Annotated in this window: 17 protein-coding genes; 12 read left to right on the top strand and 5 right to left on the bottom strand. The window is 54.6% G+C overall.

From position 1 onward, the window contains the following. Positions 1–133: 133 nt before the first annotated feature. From J7380_RS05410 to J7380_RS05400, 3 genes are all read left to right on the top strand, one after another. The gene (locus J7380_RS05410; RefSeq protein ID WP_209194826.1) at positions 134–2056 is read left to right on the top strand and encodes a DUF3604 domain-containing protein; all 1923 of its coding nucleotides are present in this window, start codon (positions 134–136) and stop codon (positions 2054–2056) included. 158 nt (positions 2057–2214) lie between these two features. Next, positions 2215–3036: a peptidylprolyl isomerase gene (locus tag J7380_RS05405; protein ID WP_209194825.1), complete on the top strand. Its 822-nt coding sequence runs from the start codon at positions 2215–2217 to the stop codon at positions 3034–3036. Positions 3037–3191: 155 nt separating this feature from the next. Beyond that, the gene (locus J7380_RS05400) at positions 3192–4034 is read left to right on the top strand and encodes a HupE/UreJ family protein (protein WP_247742419.1); all 843 of its coding nucleotides are present in this window, start codon (positions 3192–3194) and stop codon (positions 4032–4034) included. Here the strand turns inward: J7380_RS05400 and J7380_RS05395 are convergent. From J7380_RS05395 to J7380_RS05380, 4 genes are all read right to left on the bottom strand, one after another. After that, a complete protein-coding gene (locus J7380_RS05395; protein ID WP_209194824.1) occupies positions 4021–5055 on the bottom strand; it encodes a DUF2955 domain-containing protein in 1035 nt (344 codons plus the stop codon). The two genes, J7380_RS05400 and J7380_RS05395, sit on opposite strands and share 14 nt — an antisense overlap. After that, positions 5045–6109 (bottom strand): HlyD family secretion protein, encoded by a 1065-nt coding sequence (locus J7380_RS05390; RefSeq protein WP_209194823.1) that lies wholly within the window; start codon positions 6107–6109, stop codon positions 5045–5047. The genes J7380_RS05395 and J7380_RS05390 overlap by 11 nt, the downstream gene beginning before the upstream one ends. Continuing rightward, a complete protein-coding gene (locus J7380_RS05385) occupies positions 6106–7185 on the bottom strand; it encodes an AI-2E family transporter (RefSeq protein WP_209194822.1) in 1080 nt (359 codons plus the stop codon). The genes J7380_RS05390 and J7380_RS05385 overlap by 4 nt, the downstream gene beginning before the upstream one ends. A 180-nt stretch (positions 7186–7365) precedes the next feature. Beyond that, positions 7366–7635, bottom strand: a complete 270-nt coding sequence (locus tag J7380_RS05380) for a potassium channel family protein (protein WP_348539075.1) — start codon at positions 7633–7635, stop codon at positions 7366–7368. Positions 7636–7963: 328 nt separating this feature from the next. Here J7380_RS05380 and J7380_RS05375 point away from each other — a divergent pair, with 328 nt between their 5' ends. The 9 genes from J7380_RS05375 to J7380_RS05335 all read left to right on the top strand — a co-directional run bounded on the left by J7380_RS05375 (position 7964) and on the right by J7380_RS05335 (position 19738). Next, positions 7964–8845: a LysR substrate-binding domain-containing protein gene (locus J7380_RS05375; RefSeq protein WP_209194820.1), complete on the top strand. Its 882-nt coding sequence runs from the start codon at positions 7964–7966 to the stop codon at positions 8843–8845. A gap of 112 nt (positions 8846–8957) precedes the next feature. After that, complete coding sequence (locus tag J7380_RS05370; RefSeq protein WP_209194819.1) at positions 8958–11012, top strand: ABC transporter substrate-binding protein; 2055 nt, start codon at positions 8958–8960, stop codon at positions 11010–11012. A 92-nt stretch (positions 11013–11104) separates the two neighbouring features. Next, positions 11105–12097 (top strand): ABC transporter permease, encoded by a 993-nt coding sequence (locus J7380_RS05365; RefSeq protein WP_348539074.1) that lies wholly within the window; start codon positions 11105–11107, stop codon positions 12095–12097. 3 nt (positions 12098–12100) lie between these two features. Further along, on the top strand, positions 12101–13243 hold the full coding sequence (locus tag J7380_RS05360) for an ABC transporter permease (RefSeq protein ID WP_209194818.1): 1143 nt from the start codon (positions 12101–12103) through the stop codon (positions 13241–13243). Position 13244: 1 nt separating this feature from the next. Then, positions 13245–14255, top strand: coding sequence for an ABC transporter ATP-binding protein (locus J7380_RS05355; protein ID WP_247742418.1), 1011 nt, complete (start codon positions 13245–13247; stop codon positions 14253–14255). Next, positions 14252–15385, top strand: a complete 1134-nt coding sequence (locus J7380_RS05350) for an oligopeptide/dipeptide ABC transporter ATP-binding protein (RefSeq protein WP_209194817.1) — start codon at positions 14252–14254, stop codon at positions 15383–15385. Before J7380_RS05355 ends, J7380_RS05350 begins: the two co-directional genes overlap by 4 nt. Before the next feature lie 617 nt (positions 15386–16002). Further along, entirely contained in the window at positions 16003–17670 is a 1668-nt protein-coding gene (locus J7380_RS05345; RefSeq protein ID WP_209194816.1) for a sulfatase-like hydrolase/transferase, read from the top strand. Between the two features lie 32 nt (positions 17671–17702). After that, positions 17703–18947 carry a DUF3179 domain-containing (seleno)protein gene (locus J7380_RS05340; protein WP_209194815.1) on the top strand — a complete coding sequence of 415 codons (1245 nt, stop codon included), beginning with the start codon at positions 17703–17705 and terminating at the stop codon, positions 18945–18947. Between the two features lie 38 nt (positions 18948–18985). After that, positions 18986–19738, top strand: coding sequence for an outer membrane beta-barrel protein (locus J7380_RS05335; RefSeq protein ID WP_209194814.1), 753 nt, complete (start codon positions 18986–18988; stop codon positions 19736–19738). Between the two features lie 20 nt (positions 19739–19758). On the opposite strand, the gene J7380_RS05330 is transcribed toward J7380_RS05335, so the two are convergent. Then, positions 19759–20205: a hypothetical protein gene (locus J7380_RS05330; protein ID WP_170356164.1), complete on the bottom strand. Its 447-nt coding sequence runs from the start codon at positions 20203–20205 to the stop codon at positions 19759–19761. Positions 20206–20295 lie beyond the last annotated feature (90 nt).

Raw genomic sequence — 20295 nt, 5'->3', positions numbered from 1 at the left:
TTTCATCGCTGGATCAGGACGCATTTGAGAAAATTTTTGACAGAGGGTATCTGCAAAATGATATAGTGAAACGTGAATATTTATTAACACGACACTTCTTGCGTGTTCAATAATCTTGAATTGGGAGGTTCATATGCTTGGGCGCTATGCTTGTTTGCTGACTTTGTTAGGCGTTCCGCTGAGTGCATTGGCCGACGCTATACCCACTAAAGAGGCCGCCGAAGGGACCTTTGCGGAACGACCTTTTTCCCCATATGCCAACCGCTCGTTCCCTGAGCGGCCACTTTGGGGGGATACACATTTGCATACCGGCCTGTCGCTAGATGCAGGTGCCTTTGGAAATACACTGCTGCCTGATGAGGCCTGGCGGTTTGCAAAGGGTGAGCAAGTCATTTCCTCGACAGGTCAGCCCGTAAGGTTGGCACGGCCACTGGATTGGATGGTTCTGACCGATCATACCGATCTGATGGGATTTGCGCCCGACCTGCAGGCCGGAAAGCCCGGCGTGATTTCCGATCCGAAAGGACTGGAATGGTACGAAGGTTACAAAGCCGGAGGAGAAGAAGCCGGAAAAACCGCCTTCGACATCATCACCAATTTCTCGCAGATGACCCTGCCCGAAATCCTCCTAGAGTCGTACAGCCCCGGCGCTGACGCATTTGCATTTACCTGGGAGAACATCGTTCTGGCGGCAGAAAGACATAATGATCCCGGCACCTTTACAGCCTTTATTGGGTTTGAATGGACCTCGGTACCCAAGGGGTTCAATCTACATCGGAATGTCATGCTGCGCGACGGACCAATTCGGGCGCTTCAAATGGTGCCACCAGTGACGCAGCCGCCTTATGGGAATACCGACCCAAAAGCGCTCTATTCGTGGTTAGAGGAGTATCAGGCGAAAACTGGCGGCCGCGCTGTTGCCTTTGCCCACAATGGAAATTTGTCCAATGGCTGGATGTTCCCAACCGAAGACACCTATCACGGCGGCAAGGTTGATGAGGAATACGTGAAGGCTCGCGCAAAATGGGAGCCCCACTATGAAGTCACCCAGATCAAGGGCGACGGTGAAGCGCACCCGTTCCTAAGCCCGGATGATGAGTTCGCCGATTATGAGAACTGGGACGTCGGAAATCTGGATATCACCGAACTAAAAACAGACGATATGCTGGCCGGTGAATACGCCAGAGAGGCGCTGAAGCGCGGCTTGTTGCTGGAAGAGAAGTTCGGCGTGAACCCCTATAAGTTCGGAATGGGTGGAGCGACCGACAGCCATACTTCACTAGCAACCGCCGAAGAGGACAATTTTTTCGGTAAATCCGTCAGTGTCGAACCGTCAGCGGAACGGATCAAGCATCCCTTTATAGCCAATGATTTGGGCGAAATTCCCGGTGATCTTCTTGTGGCCTCGGGATATACAGCCGTCTGGGCCACTGAAAACACGCGCGCAGCGATTTTCGATGCATTCAAGCGGCGCGAGACCTATGCCACCACCGGCCCTCGGATCGGCCTGCGGTTCTTTGGCGGTTGGGCGTTCGACGATTCCGATATCGAAACCCGCTTCCTTGCTGATGTCGGCTATACCAAGGGTGTTCCGATGGGGTCGGACCTTAGACCGCGCGAAGGCGACACGGCGCCCTCTTTCCTGATTGCAGCACTGCGCGATCCAATCGGCGCCAATCTGGACCGGGCCCAGGTGATCAAGGGTTGGCTGGATTCCGAAGGAGAGCTGCACGAGAAAGTCTATGATGTCGTATGGTCGGATGACCGGACCGCAGATGACAGCGGCAAGATACCTGCCGTTGGAAACACAGTGGATATCGACACGGCAAGCTGGACTAACACGATCGGATCAGCTGAACTGGTAACTGTCTGGACTGATCCGGACTTCGACCCGGATGTTCGGTCATTCTACTATGTTCGCGCCATCGAAATTCCGACGCCACGCTGGGTGTTGTATGATAAAGTTCGCTTTGGAACTGATCTGCCAGAAAACGCCCAGTTGACCCATCAGGAGCGAGCGTATTCTTCACCAATCTGGTACACACCTAGCGAATGACCAAGTTTGGCTGAGTTTCTTGTATCGAGAGCAGAGATTTCTGCACCACAAGTATTTTTGACGCTTGGAATGGGCAGCGGCTCGGTCGCCAAGCCCATTTGTAAGGGTCGCCTAACCGGTGCCGGACAACAGTTTAGGTAAGGTTGCCTATGCGGGTAATGAGAGAGCCTCTGTTCCACTTCATTCTGATTGGAATAGCTATCTTTGGCTGGTTTTATTGGGTGTCTCCGGAACAGGAAACAGCCGAGGACGTCGAAACGATCACGATTGGCGCGGAAGACGTCGCCCTACTGGCCACACGATTTGAACAAAGGCGAAAACGGGCACCCGACGACGCCGAATTACAGGTGTTGATAGGCGCTTTGGTCCGGGAAGAGGTACTTGTGCGCGAAGCAAGAAAGCTTGGATTGGATCGTGGCGATCAGGTGATCCGGGCGCGGCTTGTGCAAAAGATGGACTTCCTGACCGGGGCCATAGCATCGTCTGTGACGCCAGAAGACGCCGTACTGCGATCCTATCTCGCGGATAATTCGACCCGCTTCGAAACCCCTTCTATGATCGCGTTCGATCAGGTTTTTTTGGGTGAATCCCCTGAACAGAGCCAGATCGCCCAGACCCTGTCTGCGTTGAATGCCAAAGAGGATTGGTCAAGCCTTGGCATCTCTTCTCTTTTGCTCAGTACGATGCCGTTGTCAGCAATGAACGTGGTAGACTCCACCTTTGGCCGCGGGTTTTCTGCCGCTATCCAAGATTTGGAGCCAATGGTTTGGTCCGGTCCGGTACAATCGGGGTATGGGCTGCATTTTGTCCGGGTTACCGCGTCTGAGGCCGGCCAGGTACCGCCCCTGGAAGCAATACGCGATACTGTGTTGCGGGAGTGGCGCCGCGAAACTGGTGAAAAACTGACACAAGCCCAATACGAGAGCTTTGCCGCTGGATACCAAGTGGAAATGCCACCTGACCACGAGGCTGGTCAGTGAAGCTGTGCCTGCACATCTTGTTCGCACTCTGGCTTTGCTGTGTACCGCAGCGCGGAAACGCACACGCGCTTGACCCGGGGTTTCTGGACCTTCGCCAATTAGGTCCGGAAACATGGCAAATCCTCTGGCGCGTTCCGGATGTGAATGGTCAGCCCATGGAAATTGATGCTGTTTTACCCGGACAATGCTCTCCGGCGCGCAGTACCGGTCTGACCGCAGACAATGTCGCTTGGGTGTCCACTTGGGTTGCCGAATGCGATGTACCGTTGGCGGGTCAGGTCGTTTCTATCGAGGGGTTAGGCCGACAGCGAAATGATGTTCTGTTACGCATACAACCTTTGAACGGTGCACCCAAAACCATGCGGTTCACGCCCGACACAACGGCACTGACAATCCCGGAAAGCCCCTCCACCTGGTCGACCATGAGCACCTATTTCTGGTTAGGTTTCCAACACATCCTGGAAGGCGTCGACCACCTTTTGTTTGTCTTTGCCTTGTTCATACTCGTGCGCGATCCGTGGCGATTGGTGGGGGCAATAACGGCTTTCACCGTAGCTCATTCCCTGACGCTTGCGATGGCAACCCTGGGGGTTCTGCGGGTTCCTTCTGGGCCTGTCGAAGCGATAATCGCGCTATCCATCGTTTTTTTGGCCCTTGAAATACTCAAACGCAAAGAAGGGAAGATCAGATTGGCGGAACAATACCCATGGATCGTCAGCTTCTGCTTTGGCCTGTTACACGGGCTGGGCTTTGCTGGCGCTCTGTCCGAAATTGGGTTGCCCGCTCAGGATATTCCGGCGGCGCTGCTTGCGTTTAATCTTGGTGTCGAAGGAGGCCAGCTGGCGTTTATTGCGGCACTATCCTTAGCGGTATTTATCTGGCGACTGTTAGCTCCGACGGCAAGTTCGCGCCTCCACATGATAGCGACGCCAACCACCGGCTACATGATCGGCGCGGTGTCAATCTATTGGCTTGTCGAACGCATCAGTGGCTTTTGACACCCGGAATTTGCGGGGCATTTTGGCGTTTCTTTTCGGGCCAGAACTCATCCACCACGATATATGCTGCGATCACAAAGAATGCCGCACTGGCAACTTGCAAAACACGGACAATGCTTTTGACATCTGCCTCGTCCGAAAAAGGTGCGATTGATCCGCCATAGACAATCAGGGTCGTTGTAATAGCAGATCCGGCAGCTGCGGCCAAAGGCGTTTGGGTTTTGCCAAGCGCCCCTAGGGTCAGGCAAAAGAAAAAACACAGCAATATGGGTGTCAAAATGACCGGTGCGATGACATTCGCTTCATAACAAACGATAGACACCGCCGCGCCCAGCAGGTTGGCCGTCAACATCGCCTTGGCTACGGCTTTGCCCGCAGCAGGCATTGCAGCAAGTTGTTGGCTGAGAAGTGCGACAAAGAACAGGACAAGCAGCGCTGAAGCACCCCACACAAAGAAAACCAAGGCAAATGGAACGGTGACAAGTGACATGCGGACAATGCGCCGATGGGGGTCGAAATCCTGCGCCACTGCAGCTTTTTGCTGGGCAGCTTTCGGTGGTTCAGCAGGTATGAGCACAAACATCATCGTTGCGGCAAACCCGGCGAACAGCAGGTTCAGAGGAATCCAAAACACCAAGACCAATGCCAGATCCTGTGACTGAAGCACAAGGTTTGGGATCATCAATGCACCCATTAGGGCAATAACACCGGGCAAAACCCCAGCACCGGAAACGGACCAAGTGAACGACAGAATGATTCCAATGGCCACGAGGATCAGAAACACAACAGGATATGGGGCAAAAACTGACGACAGCAGAAAGGATAGGAACATCAACCCAATCGAGAACACGAACAGTTTGCCAAAGGCTGCCAAGGGCAACGCAGCAGGGGCTTGTAAAAACAGAGCTGTAAACACCGCCCCCACCACAGCAAGTGGCCACCCCAGAAGCAAACCCATCGAAAAGACACCGGTTACGCCCAGCGCAAGGCGAAGAACGGCTTGGCGGTCGTCAGTACGCATAGGACAGAATGGAAACCACGCGGATGTAGGTTCGACCCACGAAGTTCAGGAACCCATTGTCGCTGAGATACATAATCACGTCGGCCTGCCCGTTGAGCTGAAAGCGCAGATCGTCTTCGGCGCTTCCGGCCTCATAACCCGGCAACACGATCCGAACGGGGAATCGTTCTGGTTCACGCAGAAACCCTTTGGAACTGGGCGGGCTTGCCAATTGGCCAGGCTCATCGCCACCGCTCAAAGATACAGCCGCGCTAAAGCTCTCAATGACACCTGGAATGATTTGACCGGGGTGCATATCCAATACGACATCAACAGGTGAACCCAACTCTGCCCGACCTAAGTTGTTTTCAGTAAAATACGCCTCGATCCAAACGTCGGTTGCATCCAGGAACGTCAAAAGATCCTGACCGGACCGTGCATATGTACCAGGGGCGATCAATAGATTGGATATGACACCCGTCGCCGGGGCACGCAGTTCAGTCCATTCGATGTTTAGCTCTGCATCTGCCAAGGCTGCCAATGCGCGCTGAATTTTTGGATTTTCGATTCCGTCTTCGCCCAACCTCTGCTTTGCTTTTTCCAAATCCGCTCTGGCATTCTCATAATTGGCCTCTGACTCTGTCAGTTGACCTCGGGCATCATCGGCTTTTGAAACGGCGATCAAACCTTTTTTTTCCAACGCAAACACACGCTCTGTTTGAAGACGCATCGTGTCAAGATCGCTCTGGGCCCGCGCCAATTTAGCTTGCGCGGCCCTCACCTCTGCCGAGGATGCACCGACCTCCTGCGTAGCAGCTTCAAGATCAGCTTCCGCCTTGTCGCGTTGGATTTCATAGGGCCTGGGGTCAATCCGAACCAGAACATCACCTGCCGAGACAACCTGTCCATTCTCAACAAGAACTTCGGTCACTGTACCGGTGACCTGTGGAACGATCTGGGTCGCAATGGCCTTTACTCTGGCATTACCGGTAAACGGCGTTTTTCGGTCAGCAACAAGGTACCAGACAAGGAAAACAAGAATGACGGCCAAGGTGGTCCAAATCGTCTTTCTCATTCCGCCGCTCCTTCAGCCGCGCTTTCGGCTTTTTCGGGCGCATCGATCCAGACCTTGAACAGTTCATAGAAAACGGCAAACAGAACAGGGCCCATAAAAATACCGATCAAGCCATACGCCATCATGCCACCGAGAACACCAATAAGGATAACCAGCATGGGAGTTTCGAGGCCCTTTGAGATAAATACAGGTCTCAGGAAGCTGTCCATTATCGCCACGGGAACGGCCAGTACGGTGAAGATCAACGCTGTGCCACCGGACATGGTGCTCCAGGCGTAGATGACCACTGGAAGAAGAACCAAGCCGGGACCGATCTGGATAATCGAGAGGATCAGGCAAATGAACGCCAGCGTTGCGGCCGAGCCAATCCCGAACAGCGCCAACAATACCCAAACAACGACCGCCTGAATCGCAGCAACGCCAATCACACCTTTTGTCACATTGCGGATTGTCGCGCCGGCCAGCGTCACGAACTCGCCACCGCGAGGCGCAAAGATACGGTTGGCAAAACGCTGAAGGCCTTGCACCAGGCTTGGACCGGGGCTGAACAAGGCCCCCATGATCAAAACGGACAGGGCCAGCGCCAAGAGCCCAAGCCCGATGCTTAACACCCTTCCGAACAGTGATTTGGTAATATCAAGAATCTGCGCGCCGTATTTTGCAAGTGCGCTATCGAGGTTTCGTTCAAACAAGCCCCAGACTTCAGCAATCTTGTTTCCAACCAGCGGAAGCTCTCGTAGACCATCGGGTGCCGGTGGGACTTTAAGCTCGCCTCTGTCTGCTTGTTCCGCAAATTCAGACCCAAGTTCCGCCGCTCCGGATACAGCAGTAGCGACCGGCCCCAAAGTCAGAACGAGGCCCAACAATACCAGTATTGTCGTGGCAAGTTTCTTCCGCCCACCCAACTTGGACTGCAACCAATCGAAAGCTGGGTACAGCGCTACGCATAGAATCGTAGCCCAGATGACCACGCTTGCCAGTGGGGCCACCATCGCCAAAGCGCTATAAAGGAATAGCCCTAGAAATAGTAACCTAATTGCGAGATCGACGATCCTCGCATCCTGAGTCTTTTCCATACCATCCCTCCAACATTTGTTTTTTGATCATTATACTCAAAAAACTTAATATATATATTTTAAAAATTACGAGCAGCTCTGCGGAAATTTGAAATCTCTCGTAAATTCAGAATTCAGAGGGGCTAGTCGGTCAGATTATGGCCTGCGCATGAAATCACATCGGCTCAACGAGACAAAAACCTAGTTGTCCTCGTTCTTGTCATCCTGGGAAAGAATTGTATCCGCGACAGTGGTCGCAGCGGTTACGAAAATACCGAGCCCCACAATGATGTAAAACATAGTAAAGATTTTCCCTGCCGCGGTTTCAGGAGAAAAGTCGCCGTACCCCACAGTCGAAATTGTCACCACAGAAAAATAGATAGAATCTAACCAGCTCCAACTTTCGACATAGCGGTAAAACACCGACGCCCATAGGATCATACCGGCTGTAAAGGCAAGAAGGCCCTTCACCCTGCCATCTTTAAGGGCAACGCGGATACCTCGCGTTATTCTGGTTAGTGAATTCATATTACTACAGTATCAAGTGTTTCATGAATACATAGTGTTTATTGAATTTTTTTGTACGTCTACAAAAACCTGTAGCACTCGCGCCTTGCAAATCGAGTGAGAGTTGTAAGCAGCTTTTGTCCGAGTTGCTTTTGGAATACTCAATTCCACTATGCTACTCACATGCCAGAGTCGGCGATTGGATCTCAGCTGTTTCCGCTGACCCACGAATGGTCAGAATCGGTGATCCAACTTTGGGTCGCCTGTCAGATGTATAGGACGACACTGTCGAATGAAGTCAAAGATCAGCCTCAAACAGTTACAAGCACTGGAATCCGTCGTGCGGTTGGGCAGCTTTACCCTGGCGGCAAAAGAGCTTGGGGTGTCCCAGCCCACGGTGTCAAACCTCGTCAATTCGTTGGAGCAACACTATCAGTGCCGACTGCTAGACAGGTCAGGGTCGGTTATCAGTTCAACACCTTTGTTGAACAGCATACGAGGTGACATCAAAGCGCTGATCGCCTTGCGAAATGACATTGACGATCGATTGACGGCGGCTCGGAATTTGCACTCTGGAACCTTCCAGATAGGTTACTCCACCTACCAGATAGCGATGCCCTTTATATCCGAGTTTGTCCGTGCCTTCCCAGCGGTCGACGTGACAGCCCGCGCTTTGGCCTCGCATGACCTGCTTCCCCTACTCTACACCGGCGAATTCGACGTGGGTTTAATCACTGCCAAGGAATTGCCATCAGATCTGTCGGGCAAAGAGATATCTGAAACCAGAATCGGGCTGGTTGTTCCCAAAGATCATGCGTTGGCAGACAACGGACCCGTCTCTTGGGCCGAGGTCGCCTCATTGAAGCTGATTCAACGTGAACCCAGTTCTTCGACACGGCAAATTTTTGACGCCGCTGCCCAGGTTGCACGGGTTAAACTGACCACCATTCTGGGCCTGGGATCATGGGGATCCATCCGAACACTCGTGACCACAGGCGTAGGCGTTGGCGTCGCTTTTGCGCAGGAATGCCAAAATGAACCTGGAGTCGCTTTCGTTCCGGTTGCAGACAAGAACCTGACGGCGCGCCACTTTCTGGCCTGCCTGCCAGCTATGCGCCATACATCTGCGGTATCAAACTTTTTCCGGATTGCCGAAGGGAAGCGTCATTTGTAACGATCTCATGTCAACTGATCCAGCATAGCTTTTCACTATACCCGCGAAACCATCATAAATTTGTTAACTTTCATCTCTAGCGCTCTGGCGTCACACAAACGCAGGGATGGCTATGAAGCTTCGCACCTCTCTCCTTTCATTCACCGCATTGGCCACATTGGGAACCCCGGTTCTGGCCAACTGCCCCGTTGCAACCGTAGCCGACCCGATGGGTCTGGAACCCGCATTCCCGCAGCAGCTGGAACTGGTCGAGCTGCAGGCCGCCGCCTCGTGCGAGCTGGGTTTTGCACAAAACCCGGCAATCGCCGATTTGAACGCCCGGATTTTGGGAAACGCTGATCTTGGGCCAGTGGCAGACCGTCTGCCAGTCGAGCCTTTGGTCGTTATGCCCTACGACTCAATCGGTCAGTATGGCGGAACCATCACCGGCCTGTCCAAAGCGACCGAGTCCGGCACTTCGGACCTGCTGTCGGTGCGCCATGTGAACTTTGTGCGCTATGCTGATGATCTGCAGACCGTGGTTCCCAATATCGCAAAAGCGTGGTCGTGGAATGACGATTATACCCAGCTGACCATTACGTTGCGCGCCGGGCACAAATGGTCTGACGGGGCGCCTTTTACTGCCAAGGACGTCGAGTTCTGGATGAATGATATCATCTATAATCCCGACGTGTACGATAAGACACCGGATCGGTGGCTGTTCGCAGGTGAACAGGCTCAGGTCGAGGCCGTTGACGACACCACCGTTAAATTCATCTTCCCGGTGCCGACCCCTGGCATTCTGAACCGCTTTGCCGTGGATTACGGCCAGCCGTTCCAACCCAAGCATTTCCTGGGCCAGTTCATGCCCAAGCACAACGAAAACGCCGAAGCACTGGCGCAGGAATACGGTTTTGAAAATGCTGCTGCCGCCGTTGACTTCTATTACGGCGGTTCCGACTGGAAAGACGTGCCCAGCCCTCTGCTGAAAGACGCTGAAAAGGCTGCCAGGATCGGCCGTGCCGTGGTGCCGACGCTGGAAAGCTATATTGTTGTCGAAGAGACCGCCGAGGGCCGTAAACTGGTGGCCAACCCCTATTTCCACCAGGTCGATACCGCGGGCAACCAGCTGCCCTATATCAACGAAATCGTTGAGACATATGTGGGCGACAAAGAAGTCCAGAACCTCAAGATCATGAATGGGGATGTGGTCTGGAAACAGCAGGCGGTCTTCCTGGAAGATTTCCCGCTGCTGAAGGAAAACGAGGCCAATGGTGGGTACACCATCAACTTTGCTCCGACCTTTGGCGAGAACGTGTTCTACTCGTTCAACCGCACCCATCAGGATCCGGTCCTGCGCGACATCTTCTCGGACGTTCGTTTCAACCGTGCCATGTCGCTGGCGATGAACCGCGATGAGATCAACGAGGTCGTCTATCTGGGTCAGGGCACTCCGATGCAGGGCGTGCCCGCCGAGCCTAAAACCGTGTCCTTCGTCTCGGACGAAGTGCTGAACCGCGACATCGGATATGACCCCGAGGCCGCCAAAGCTCTGCTGGCCGAAATGGGCCTGACCGATGCTGATGGCGATGGCACCGTGGAACGCCCTGACGGCAAGCCGCTGGTCGTGCGTCTGGTGTATTCCTCGCAGGGTGCGCCGGTAAAGATGCAGGAACTGGTGCGCGACTACTGGTCGGCCGTGGGTGTGCGGGTTGACCTGAAAGAGGTCACCTCGGACGAATACCGCGCCTCGGGCAACAACAACGACCTGGACCTGACAGTTTGGAAATATGACGGCAATGCCGGCCCGACCATCAGCCAGGACGTCACGGTTTTTGTCCCGCCGTTCGGCGATTTTTTCAACCCTGGCACGGGTTTCGGCTGGGCCGCCTGGAAAACCAGCGGTGGCAGCGAAGGTATCGAGCCGCCGGCAGATATCCAGAAACTATGGGATCTGAGCGAAAAGTTCATTCAGGTCGAAATGGGCACCGACGAAAGCAACCAGTTGGGCGAAGAGATCGTCAAGATCCACACCGACAACATGTTGAAAATCGGCACTGTCGGCGACATCGTCGCCCCGTTCCTGTATCGCAACGACCTGCAGAACGTGAAGCCGATCAAGTCGAAAACCTACGACTTCTACTGGACCTATCCTTACCGCCCCTCGCAGTGGTGGCTGGAGCAGTAACACAGACCACAGTCTGAAAACCGGACCGGAGCGCGGGATGACTGCGCTCCGGTTTTGGCCCCTCTTGTGGGGCCGGATAGGGGATTTTTTAAGTGCTGAGATTCACTCTGGAACGTCTCGTCGGGATGGTCATCACGATGCTGCTGGTATCGGTGATGGTCTTTTTGATCATGGAACTGCCGCCTGGCGACTATGCTGACCGTTATGCGTTCCGCAAATATTCGGGCACCGGCGTCAACGTCACCGAGGCAGATATCGAGGCGATCCGCCGCGATCTGGGTTTGGATAAGCCCATGCTGCTGCGATACTTCGACTGGATCGGAGGCATCGTTCTGCGCGGCGATTTCGGGCAGGCTTTTGCGTTTGAAACTTCGGTGACTAAAGTGATTGGGGACAAGGTCTGGCTGACAGCCGGTATCCTGTTCTCAACCCTGCTGCTGACCTACATCGTGTCGATCCCCATCGGCATCTTTGCTGCGGTGCGACGTGGGTCAGCGGTCGATTATGGTTTGACAGTGTTCTCCTACCTGGGTCTGGCGCTGCCAAACTTCCTGCTTGCCCTAGTGATGCTGTATTTCGCAAACCGCTGGTTCGGCGCCGATATCGGAGGGTTGTTTTCCGACCAGTATCGCGATGCGCCCTGGTCGGTTGGCAAAGTCTGGGATCTGATCAAGCATTTGTGGCTGCCCGCGGTCGTACTGGCCTGGTCAGCGGTGGCGATCCAGATACAGACCGTGCGGGCCACCATGTCGGACGAACTGAACAAGCTGTCCGTCACAGCTGCCCGCGCGCGCGGCGTGCCCGAGTTACGGCTGCTGATCAAATACCCGGCGCGACTGGCGATCAACCCCGTGGTCTCGACCATCGGGTTCGACGTGAACCGCATTTTTTCCGAATTGCCCATCGTTGCCGTGGTGCTGGGCCTGACCGAACTGGGAGAGCTGTTGCTGCGTGCTTATCTGGACCTGGACATGAACGTGGCGGGGGCCATCTTGCTGATGCTGACCTTCACCATCGTGTTCATGAACTTCGTGTCCGATCTGTTGCTGGCGTGGCTGGACCCGCGCATCAAACTGGGGGCCTGATCCATGACCGATGCAACACATCAAACAGATACTACCGCCGAGGAAGCGCGGCTCAGATATTACTCGGCCTCGCAATGGACCCTGATCTGGTGGCGGTTCCGCCGTCACCGCGCCGCCATGATGGCAGCCTCGGTACTGGGGTTGATGTTTCTGGCCGGGATTTTCGCCGAGTTTGTTGCCCCCTACGGACCAGTGACGCGGGATACCAACTATATCGAAGGCGCACCGCAGGTACCGCGTTTCTGCGATGCGGGGGGCTGTTCCGTTTTTCCCTTTGTAAACGGCACCAAGACCGAGCGTGATCCGGTTACCCTGCGTGCCATCTCGGTCCCTGATCCCGAAGTGCGGCACTATCTGCATGTCTTTGTCAAAGGTGAACCAGTCAAGCTGTTGGGCTTTATTCCGACGGACCGGCATCTGGTGGGGCTAAGCCCAGATGTTGACCAAAAAATCCATTTCTGGGGCACGGACGATCTGGGCCGCGACGTGTTCAGCCGGACGATCTATGCCACCCGGACCTCGTTGTCGATCGGGGTGATAGGTGTGATGATCTCTTTTGTTCTGGCGCTGATCATCGGCGGCATTGCGGGGTATTTCGCGGGCGTGATCGACAATATCATCCAGCGCGTGACAGAGGTGATCCGCGTGGTCCCCATCATCCCGCTTTACATGGGCTTGGCCGCCGCCATGCCCAAGGAGTGGTCGACCACGCAGGTCTATTTCGCCATGACGCTAATCCTGGGCCTGTTTGGCTGGCCGACGCTGGCGCGGCGGATACGGTCGCAGCTGCTGTCGATCCGGAACGAGGATTATGTGATCGCCGCGCGGCTGGCAGGTGCGCGGCCCGGTCGGATTATCGCGCAACACATGCTGCCCAGCTTTACCAGTTTCATCATCGTCGATCTGGTGATCAGCTTTCCTTACATGATCCTGTCGGAAACGGCGCTCTCCTTTGTTGGACTGGGTCTGCGTCCACCCTCGGTCTCGTGGGGAGTTCTGTTGCAACAAGCGCAATCGGTGCGGGCAATCGAACAGACACCCTGGCTGTTCATCCCTGCGATCTTTGTCGTTGTTGCCGTACTGGCCTTTACCGTGATTGGCGACGGGCTGCGCGATGCCGCCGATCCGTACTCGGAGGCGCATTGAAATGCCGAAAATGCTGACTGTAGAAAACCTGTCGATTTCGTTTCGCACCAGCGAAGGTGTCATCACCCCGGTGCACGACGTCACCTTTGGGGTCGAGGCGGGCAGAACGCTGGGCTTGGTGGGGGAGTCCGGATCGGGCAAGTCGATTTCGACCAAGGCTCTGATGCAGCTTTTGCCCGGCAACGCCTCGTTGAGCGGTAAAACCCGGATGACTTACACAGACAAGGCCGGGAAAGAGATCGCGCTTGGCCGCTTGAAAACCGGCAGCAAGGAACTGCGCCGTATTCGGGGCGGCGAGATCGGGATGATTTTTCAGGAACCAATGGCCAGTTTCTCGCCTGTCTACACGATCGGCAATCAGATGATGGAAGCCATCATGCTGCATCGCGGGCTGAAAAAACGTGCCGCGCGGGAATATGCAATCGAGATGCTGAACAAAGTCGGCATATCGAATGCCTCTGCACGGGTCGACCAGTACCCGCACGAATTGTCTGGCGGGATGCGACAGCGCGCCATGATCGCACTGACCCTGTCCGCGGGCCCTGCCCTGTTGATCGCAGATGAACCGACTACGGCGCTGGACGTGACTATTCAGGCTCAGGTGTTGGACCTGATGCGCGATCTGCAACGCGATCTTGGCATGGGCATGATTTTTATCACCCATGACCTTGGCGTGATCGCCCAGATCGCCGACGACGTTGCCGTGATGTATCTGGGAACTATCGTCGAGCGCGGCCCCGCCCGGGACGTGATCAGAAATCCACAGCATCCCTATACCCAGGGTTTGTTGGACGCGATCCCCAGCGTCGAACACCTGCACGACCGCCTGAACCCGGTGCCGGGAGATATCCCCAGCCCGACCGCGCGCCCAACGGGCTGTCCATTTCATACCCGATGCGCCCAAGCGATCGCGGGGACCTGCGACGTGACAGCGCCGACCGAGGTCTCAACCATTCCCGGCCGCGCAGTACGCTGCTGGTTGCACAGCGACAAAGATCGGAACGCCGCATGACCCCGAAACACGATACTCTGATCGAGGTGAAAGACCTTTCGGTCCATTTCCCGATCAAAACGCGCAAGCTGTTCAGAACCGAAGTGCAGATGCTGCGTGCAGTGGACGGTGTTAGTTTCGATATCAAACGTGGCGAGACTGTCGGACTGGTCGGAGAGTCCGGATCGGGTAAAACAACCGTTGGCCGCGCGATCCTGCGCGCGATTGATCCGACGGATGGCGAGGTGATCTTTCACCGCAAAAACAAGGGTGACATCGATCTGGCCCACGCATCCGAAGCCGAGCTGCGCAAGGTAAGGTCGAAAATGAACATGGCCTTCCGAGAAGGAGGGATCAACGTCCACAACCTTGCTGGCGACCTTCTGCGCGCCTTTCGACCGGAAATGAGCCTCGTGTTTCAGGACCCCTACTCGTCTTTAAACCCACGCATGACAGTCCGCGATATCATTGCCGAACCGTTGGTGGCGTCAGGCAAGTTCAAAGACCGAGCCAAAATCGACGCCCGCGTTCGTGAAATAGCCGCACGATGCAAACTGAACCTCGAACACCTGCGCCGTTTTCCTCATGCTTTTTCCGGCGGGCAACGGCAACGAATCTGTATCGCACGGGCTTTGGTGTCCAAGCCAAAGTTTGTCGTTTGCGACGAAAGCGTCTCGGCCCTGGATGTCTCGATTCAGGCAGAAATCGTGAATCTGCTAAAAGATCTACAGGATGAGATGGGTGTCTCGTTCCTGTTTATTGCCCATGATCTGAGTGTCGTCGCACAGATGTCGCACCGCGTGGCGGTATTGTATGTCGGGAAATTCGTGGAATATGCCCCGACTGAAAAGCTGTTTTTTGCGCCAAAACATCCCTACACGCACGCGCTGCTTAGCGCGATTCCCACAGCGGACCCCGACGCAGATTATGACCCTATCCGTTTGAAGGGGGAAATACCGAACCCGCTGGCTGCGCCGTCAGGGTGCCGGTTTCACACCCGATGCCCGTTTGCAAAAGATCGCTGCAAAACCGAAGCTCCGGCGTGGCGAGAACTGAATACAGACCATTTCGTAGCCTGTCATTTTGCGGAAGACTTCAATTTTGAAAGGCACCAGAAAGCGTCGCAGTCCGGCCCTAAGGGTGCAGTTTAAGGCTCGTATGAGGGGCTCTGCAGCTTACTCAAAGCGCTGCCGACATGCATCAGAATTTTCAACCACTGCTGCGGTCCGATACCGAGGACTCGAAGCAATACCAAGGTTGTAGCAACCCGATTTACATCAGGACCGAAACATAACTTTCGACAGAGGCGCTTTTCAGCCAGTACAGCAGCAGGCATACGCATGCGGCGGCTGGCAGGGCCAGTTCAAGCATTTCTCTGTTCTGCTTAGAAGAGCCGTTCCCCAGACGCGTGGCGATGGCAGTTTTCCAGTGTGTCGGGAACGGCTCTCTCATTATAGACTTAAACATATTCTACTCGTTACTTTAACCACGAATACAAATTACCCGTGCAACTTTAACCCAATATTAACCGGGCATTTTGCGCCAAAATCACCCTTTTTTTGGCTCTTGGCCGAAGATAATTCCGGCACCTTATGGTCGTTGTTCACAATTTCTGAACGAACAGCCACCTTACCGATCTCAAATCCCCAGTACCTGAGGGCCGTTCCGTCTTAGGCATTTCTCTTGCCTGCGTCACATTCTGATGTTTCAATGTGATATACGATTGCCTTTCTCACCCGGAGATTCATTTAAAAACAAGGGGAAACTAATGAGATTGTCCTACCTTCTTGTTCTGACAGCAGGTTTGAGCGCTTCATTCGCCTCTGCGCAAAACGAAGCGATTCAACACGATGCTGAATATTATATTCTTCGCGCCCAACACGCCGATCAATGGGCGCAGGACGACTCAGTGGTTGATGCGGCATTGGCAGCCTTTCAAGACCGGAACGGTGGCAAACCCCCGAATATCGTCAGCGTATTGATCGACGACATGGGGTTTGGTGACATGGGAATCCCCGAACTGAACGCAGTTCGTGGTTATGAAACGCCGAATATCAACGATTTTTCGGATCAGGCCCTACGGATGGTCCGAATGTATACCGAGCCATCATGCACCCCAACCCGCGTGGCGCAAATGACAGGACGCTTGCCAGTGCGAATGGGTATGGGCGACACAACCGTCGACATTGCCGGGTTCGGGCTGCCTGATGGTGAAGTCACGCTCGCCGAAGTGCTCAAGCAAGCGGGATACGCCACTAGCCATGTCGGGAAATGGCACATGGGCGATATCGCTGAAAGCTGGGCTATGAACCAAGGGTTCGACTACGCCCAACACGCGATCCATCAACAGGGCCAGCTTACAATCTTCAATGACGACGCGATAAAAGAACAGGTCTCGGTCGCGATCCGGGACTTTGATGACAAGTACACTCTGGACGGTTGGTTCCGCCCCGACGCCGCTGCGATGATGACCGTGATCGAGGGCGAAGCCGGCGGGCCGATCCGAGAGATCCGAATGCAGCCTGGCGAAAGGTGGAACGCAGAAAAATATGATGAAATGAACCAGGCATTTCAGGACAAGACTATGGAAGAACTCGAGCGCCTCGCTGAAGGCGACCAGCCGTTTTTTCTGCAGTACTGGCCAATGATACCGCTGGACAATACCCGCGCCGGACGATCAGGCCCCGAAAGTGTGAACGGTGGCCTCTACGTTGATAAGATGCAGTTGCTGGACCAGTGGCTGGGCGAGCTGTTCACGCGAATGGATGACTTGGGCGTGTCCGAAAACACAGTCGTAGTTGTCATGGGCGACAACGGTCATTTCACCAAATACGCGCCGCAATCCGGGTTCACGCCGCTGATCTACGCAGGAGGGAAAGGCGATACGACCGAAGGCGGTGTCCGCGTAGATGCCTTTATCCGCTGGCCCGGCATGATCGAAGCTGACGGTCTGCTGAACAGCATAATCCATGTTTCAGACCTCTATACGACGCTATCGCGTTTTGCAGGGGCCGATCAGTACATCCCTCGGGATCGGCTGGTGGACGGGGTCGATCAGTCTGCTGCTTTGCTGTTTGCTGATGAAACCAAGGCGCGCCGCGACCACGTCATTATCTATTCGGTCAACAAACCTGAGGCGGTCGTAAAAGATCAACTAAAACTAAAACTTCCTGGCCCAGGTGAAAGCGCGATTCTGGCAAAGTTCTTCGATCTCTACCGCGACACACGTGAAGAATATTCAGTTTCGACCGAAGTAGGCGCCTGGGGCGGGCAGGAATTCGCACGGATTTTAGGGCGTCACATGGCCCGCAAGGAAAAGTTCCCCGACACCCCACCCGCGTATGGCCCGCCGTATGAGGGGATCGAGAACATTCGCCCCGAAACTCAGAAAGCCGTCGACGCGTTCTTAATCAAACGCGCATCGCCTCAACAATAACTCGGTAACTGGATTCGATTCAGGAGAAGCAGATGGTCGGAAGCATTCTATTTGCGCTTGGCTTAGTCATTTCGCTGGGCATCGGCTTTGTCTATTTTCGCGATCTGGGCGACGTATCCCAGATGGTGCTGACCGTAAAACGCAAGAACATGATACGATTTATCCGACATGAATATCGGTTGATCGCAGTTGGCCTTGGCGGTTTCGTGGTCGCCACTCTGGCGCATTTCATTACGGGCAGCGGACCGTTCTGGCTGTGGGTGATTGCAGCATTGCTGACGGTTTTCCTTTATGGCTTTCCCTATGTGTGGGTGCATTTGGGGCTAAGGAACCAACTAAACGACGCCGCCTATTTCCCGATTGACGAAGCCCGCAAATATGTCGGTCCAACCGCTCCTGTCATCGTGATCGAAAATAACGGCTTTGCTCGCGCGCACCCGGACGCACAGATCATGCGGCCGCATCTTGCAGGTAATACAGACGGTCTAGGGGGCGAGGATGTCGTGATGACCTATTGCGCGATGGCCAACCTTGGGCAGGGTTACATCCCAAGGATCGAAGGCAAACGGCTGAACCTTGAGGTCTTGGCCCAGCACGGCAACAACCTGATCCTGCGGGATAACGAATCTGGTGAGCCAATCCAGCATATCTATGGGTTTCGCGAAGCCGATCACGACAAATACGCCGAAGGCCCAGCCTGCCCTCTGCGCCCCGAAGCACAGATGACACCCTGGCCGACCTACAGAATGACGTTTCGCGGCTTTCAAAAGGCATTCCCGGCCGGAGAGGTTTTTCTGAACAAACCCTCGCCCAATCCCGTGCTTCGGCTGCTGGACATGGTCACCGAGATCACTTTCGGATGGGGAATCGGACGCCAACACCAAGAGGACGCGCCCGTTATGGACAACATGGACCGCACGGACGAGCGTTTGCCAAATAAAACCTATGTCTGGGGAATTACGATCGGTAAGGACGCCGCCTGCTGGACCGATGACTTTGTGATCGACAACAACTGGATCGTGAATGCGAATGTCGGCGGGCGCGATGTGGTCGTGAGCTTGGACCCCAAGTATGAAAGCCTGGGGATTTGGTACAACGACAGTGGCGCACCTGTAACCCGGTGCGATTTCTGGGGCATGTCGGATCAGGGCAAGCTACGACGTGTCGAGACGCTGCGCGCAGGTGTCTTTTGGCATGTCTGGGCCGAGTTCTTTCCAAGCACTGATATCAACCGCGTCAGCCTAGGACAGAAGCAGGATACAAGCACTGCAGCTTAAAGCGCATCGGCAAAAATATGAACGACAGGAGGAAACAAATGGGCCGGATTACAAGATTAAGGGACGCAACTGCAGGCTTGATGTTTGCCACCTGCGCTCCGATCTCTGCGCTGGCGCAACAGTCGGATTGGTCATATCAGGCCACGATCTACCTGTTTACCCCAGAAACTAACGTATCGACCGAAACGGCAATTGGTACTTTAGAAGGGACACTCTCGTTTTCGGACGCGCTTGAGAACCTTGATTTGGCCTTTATGGGTACATTCGCGGCGACCAACGGCCAATGGTCCATATTGGGGGACTACAACTATACGGACTTGTCGTTCAGCAACAGCGCCCCGACTCCCAACAGCTCAGGGCTGGAGACGTCGTTGACGACGCAGTTTCTAAGCGGCTTTTTGGGGTACCGGGTTTTGAGCACAGAAAAGTCTATCGTGGATCTTGCTGCCGGGTTTCGTTGGTTCAAGACGGAAACCGATCTGACGGTTCTACCGGGTGCGGCCCCCGGTCGCTCCGTGAATGTCAACGAAAGCTGGACGGATCCTCTTATCGGGATCAGGGCTCGGTTCGACTTGGCTGACCGGTGGTCGGGAACAGCATTTTTCGACTACGGTGGGTTCAGAAGCGGTAGTGAAACATGGCAGGTACTGCTGACTGCAGATTATGAAATCAACGACAGATGGATGATCCGCGGCGGTTATCGCTACATTTCGTTTGAGCACGACATAGATGGGAATGAATTCAAATTCGATCAGTCCGGCCCCCTGATTGGAGCAACCTACCGATTCTGAAATACGAACCGTCTAGATAATCAGGCGCTGCGCACAGCGACAGGTTGCGGCGTTGGGGATGTCCAAAGCGGGCCCGGCATATCGGTTGACAGTACTTGTGACACTGCCTTTGCCCATGTTGACACCTGCAACAACACAATCGCACCGCCGACCACGATGGTAGCACCAAGTACAGGCGATGCCGCCAGTTCATGACTTTGCGTGGCGGCGATCCAAAGCGCAAAACCAAGCCGCGTCACTGCAACGGCGTCGGTCACTTTGGTTAAGCCCGGAAGAAAATAGGTGGTCACCACAGTGGCGCAAACAATAGCGCACATATAGATCAACCCGGTCAACACCGGCACCGGCATTCCATACCGCATCACGTCAATATGCGAATAAAGAACGTAACCAGCAGAGAAGGCGAGAAAAGCGATCGAGTAAAGCCTGCGCTTTTGCTGCTCGAAATGTGTAAAGATCCGCTTCACCACAAAGACCCTCTGCCCAATGCCAAGAACCTTTCTGGGCGTTGAATTTGCGGTTGGTCTGACGAAAAAAGGGCGGAAATTTGACTTTAT

It is taken from the genome of Ruegeria sp. R8_1, assembly GCF_017743815.1.
GTDB classification, from domain to species: domain Bacteria; phylum Pseudomonadota; class Alphaproteobacteria; order Rhodobacterales; family Rhodobacteraceae; genus Ruegeria; species Ruegeria lacuscaerulensis_A.
Note: the sequence above shows the minus strand (reverse complement) of the source record. Positions and strands in the feature narration are given on the sequence as shown.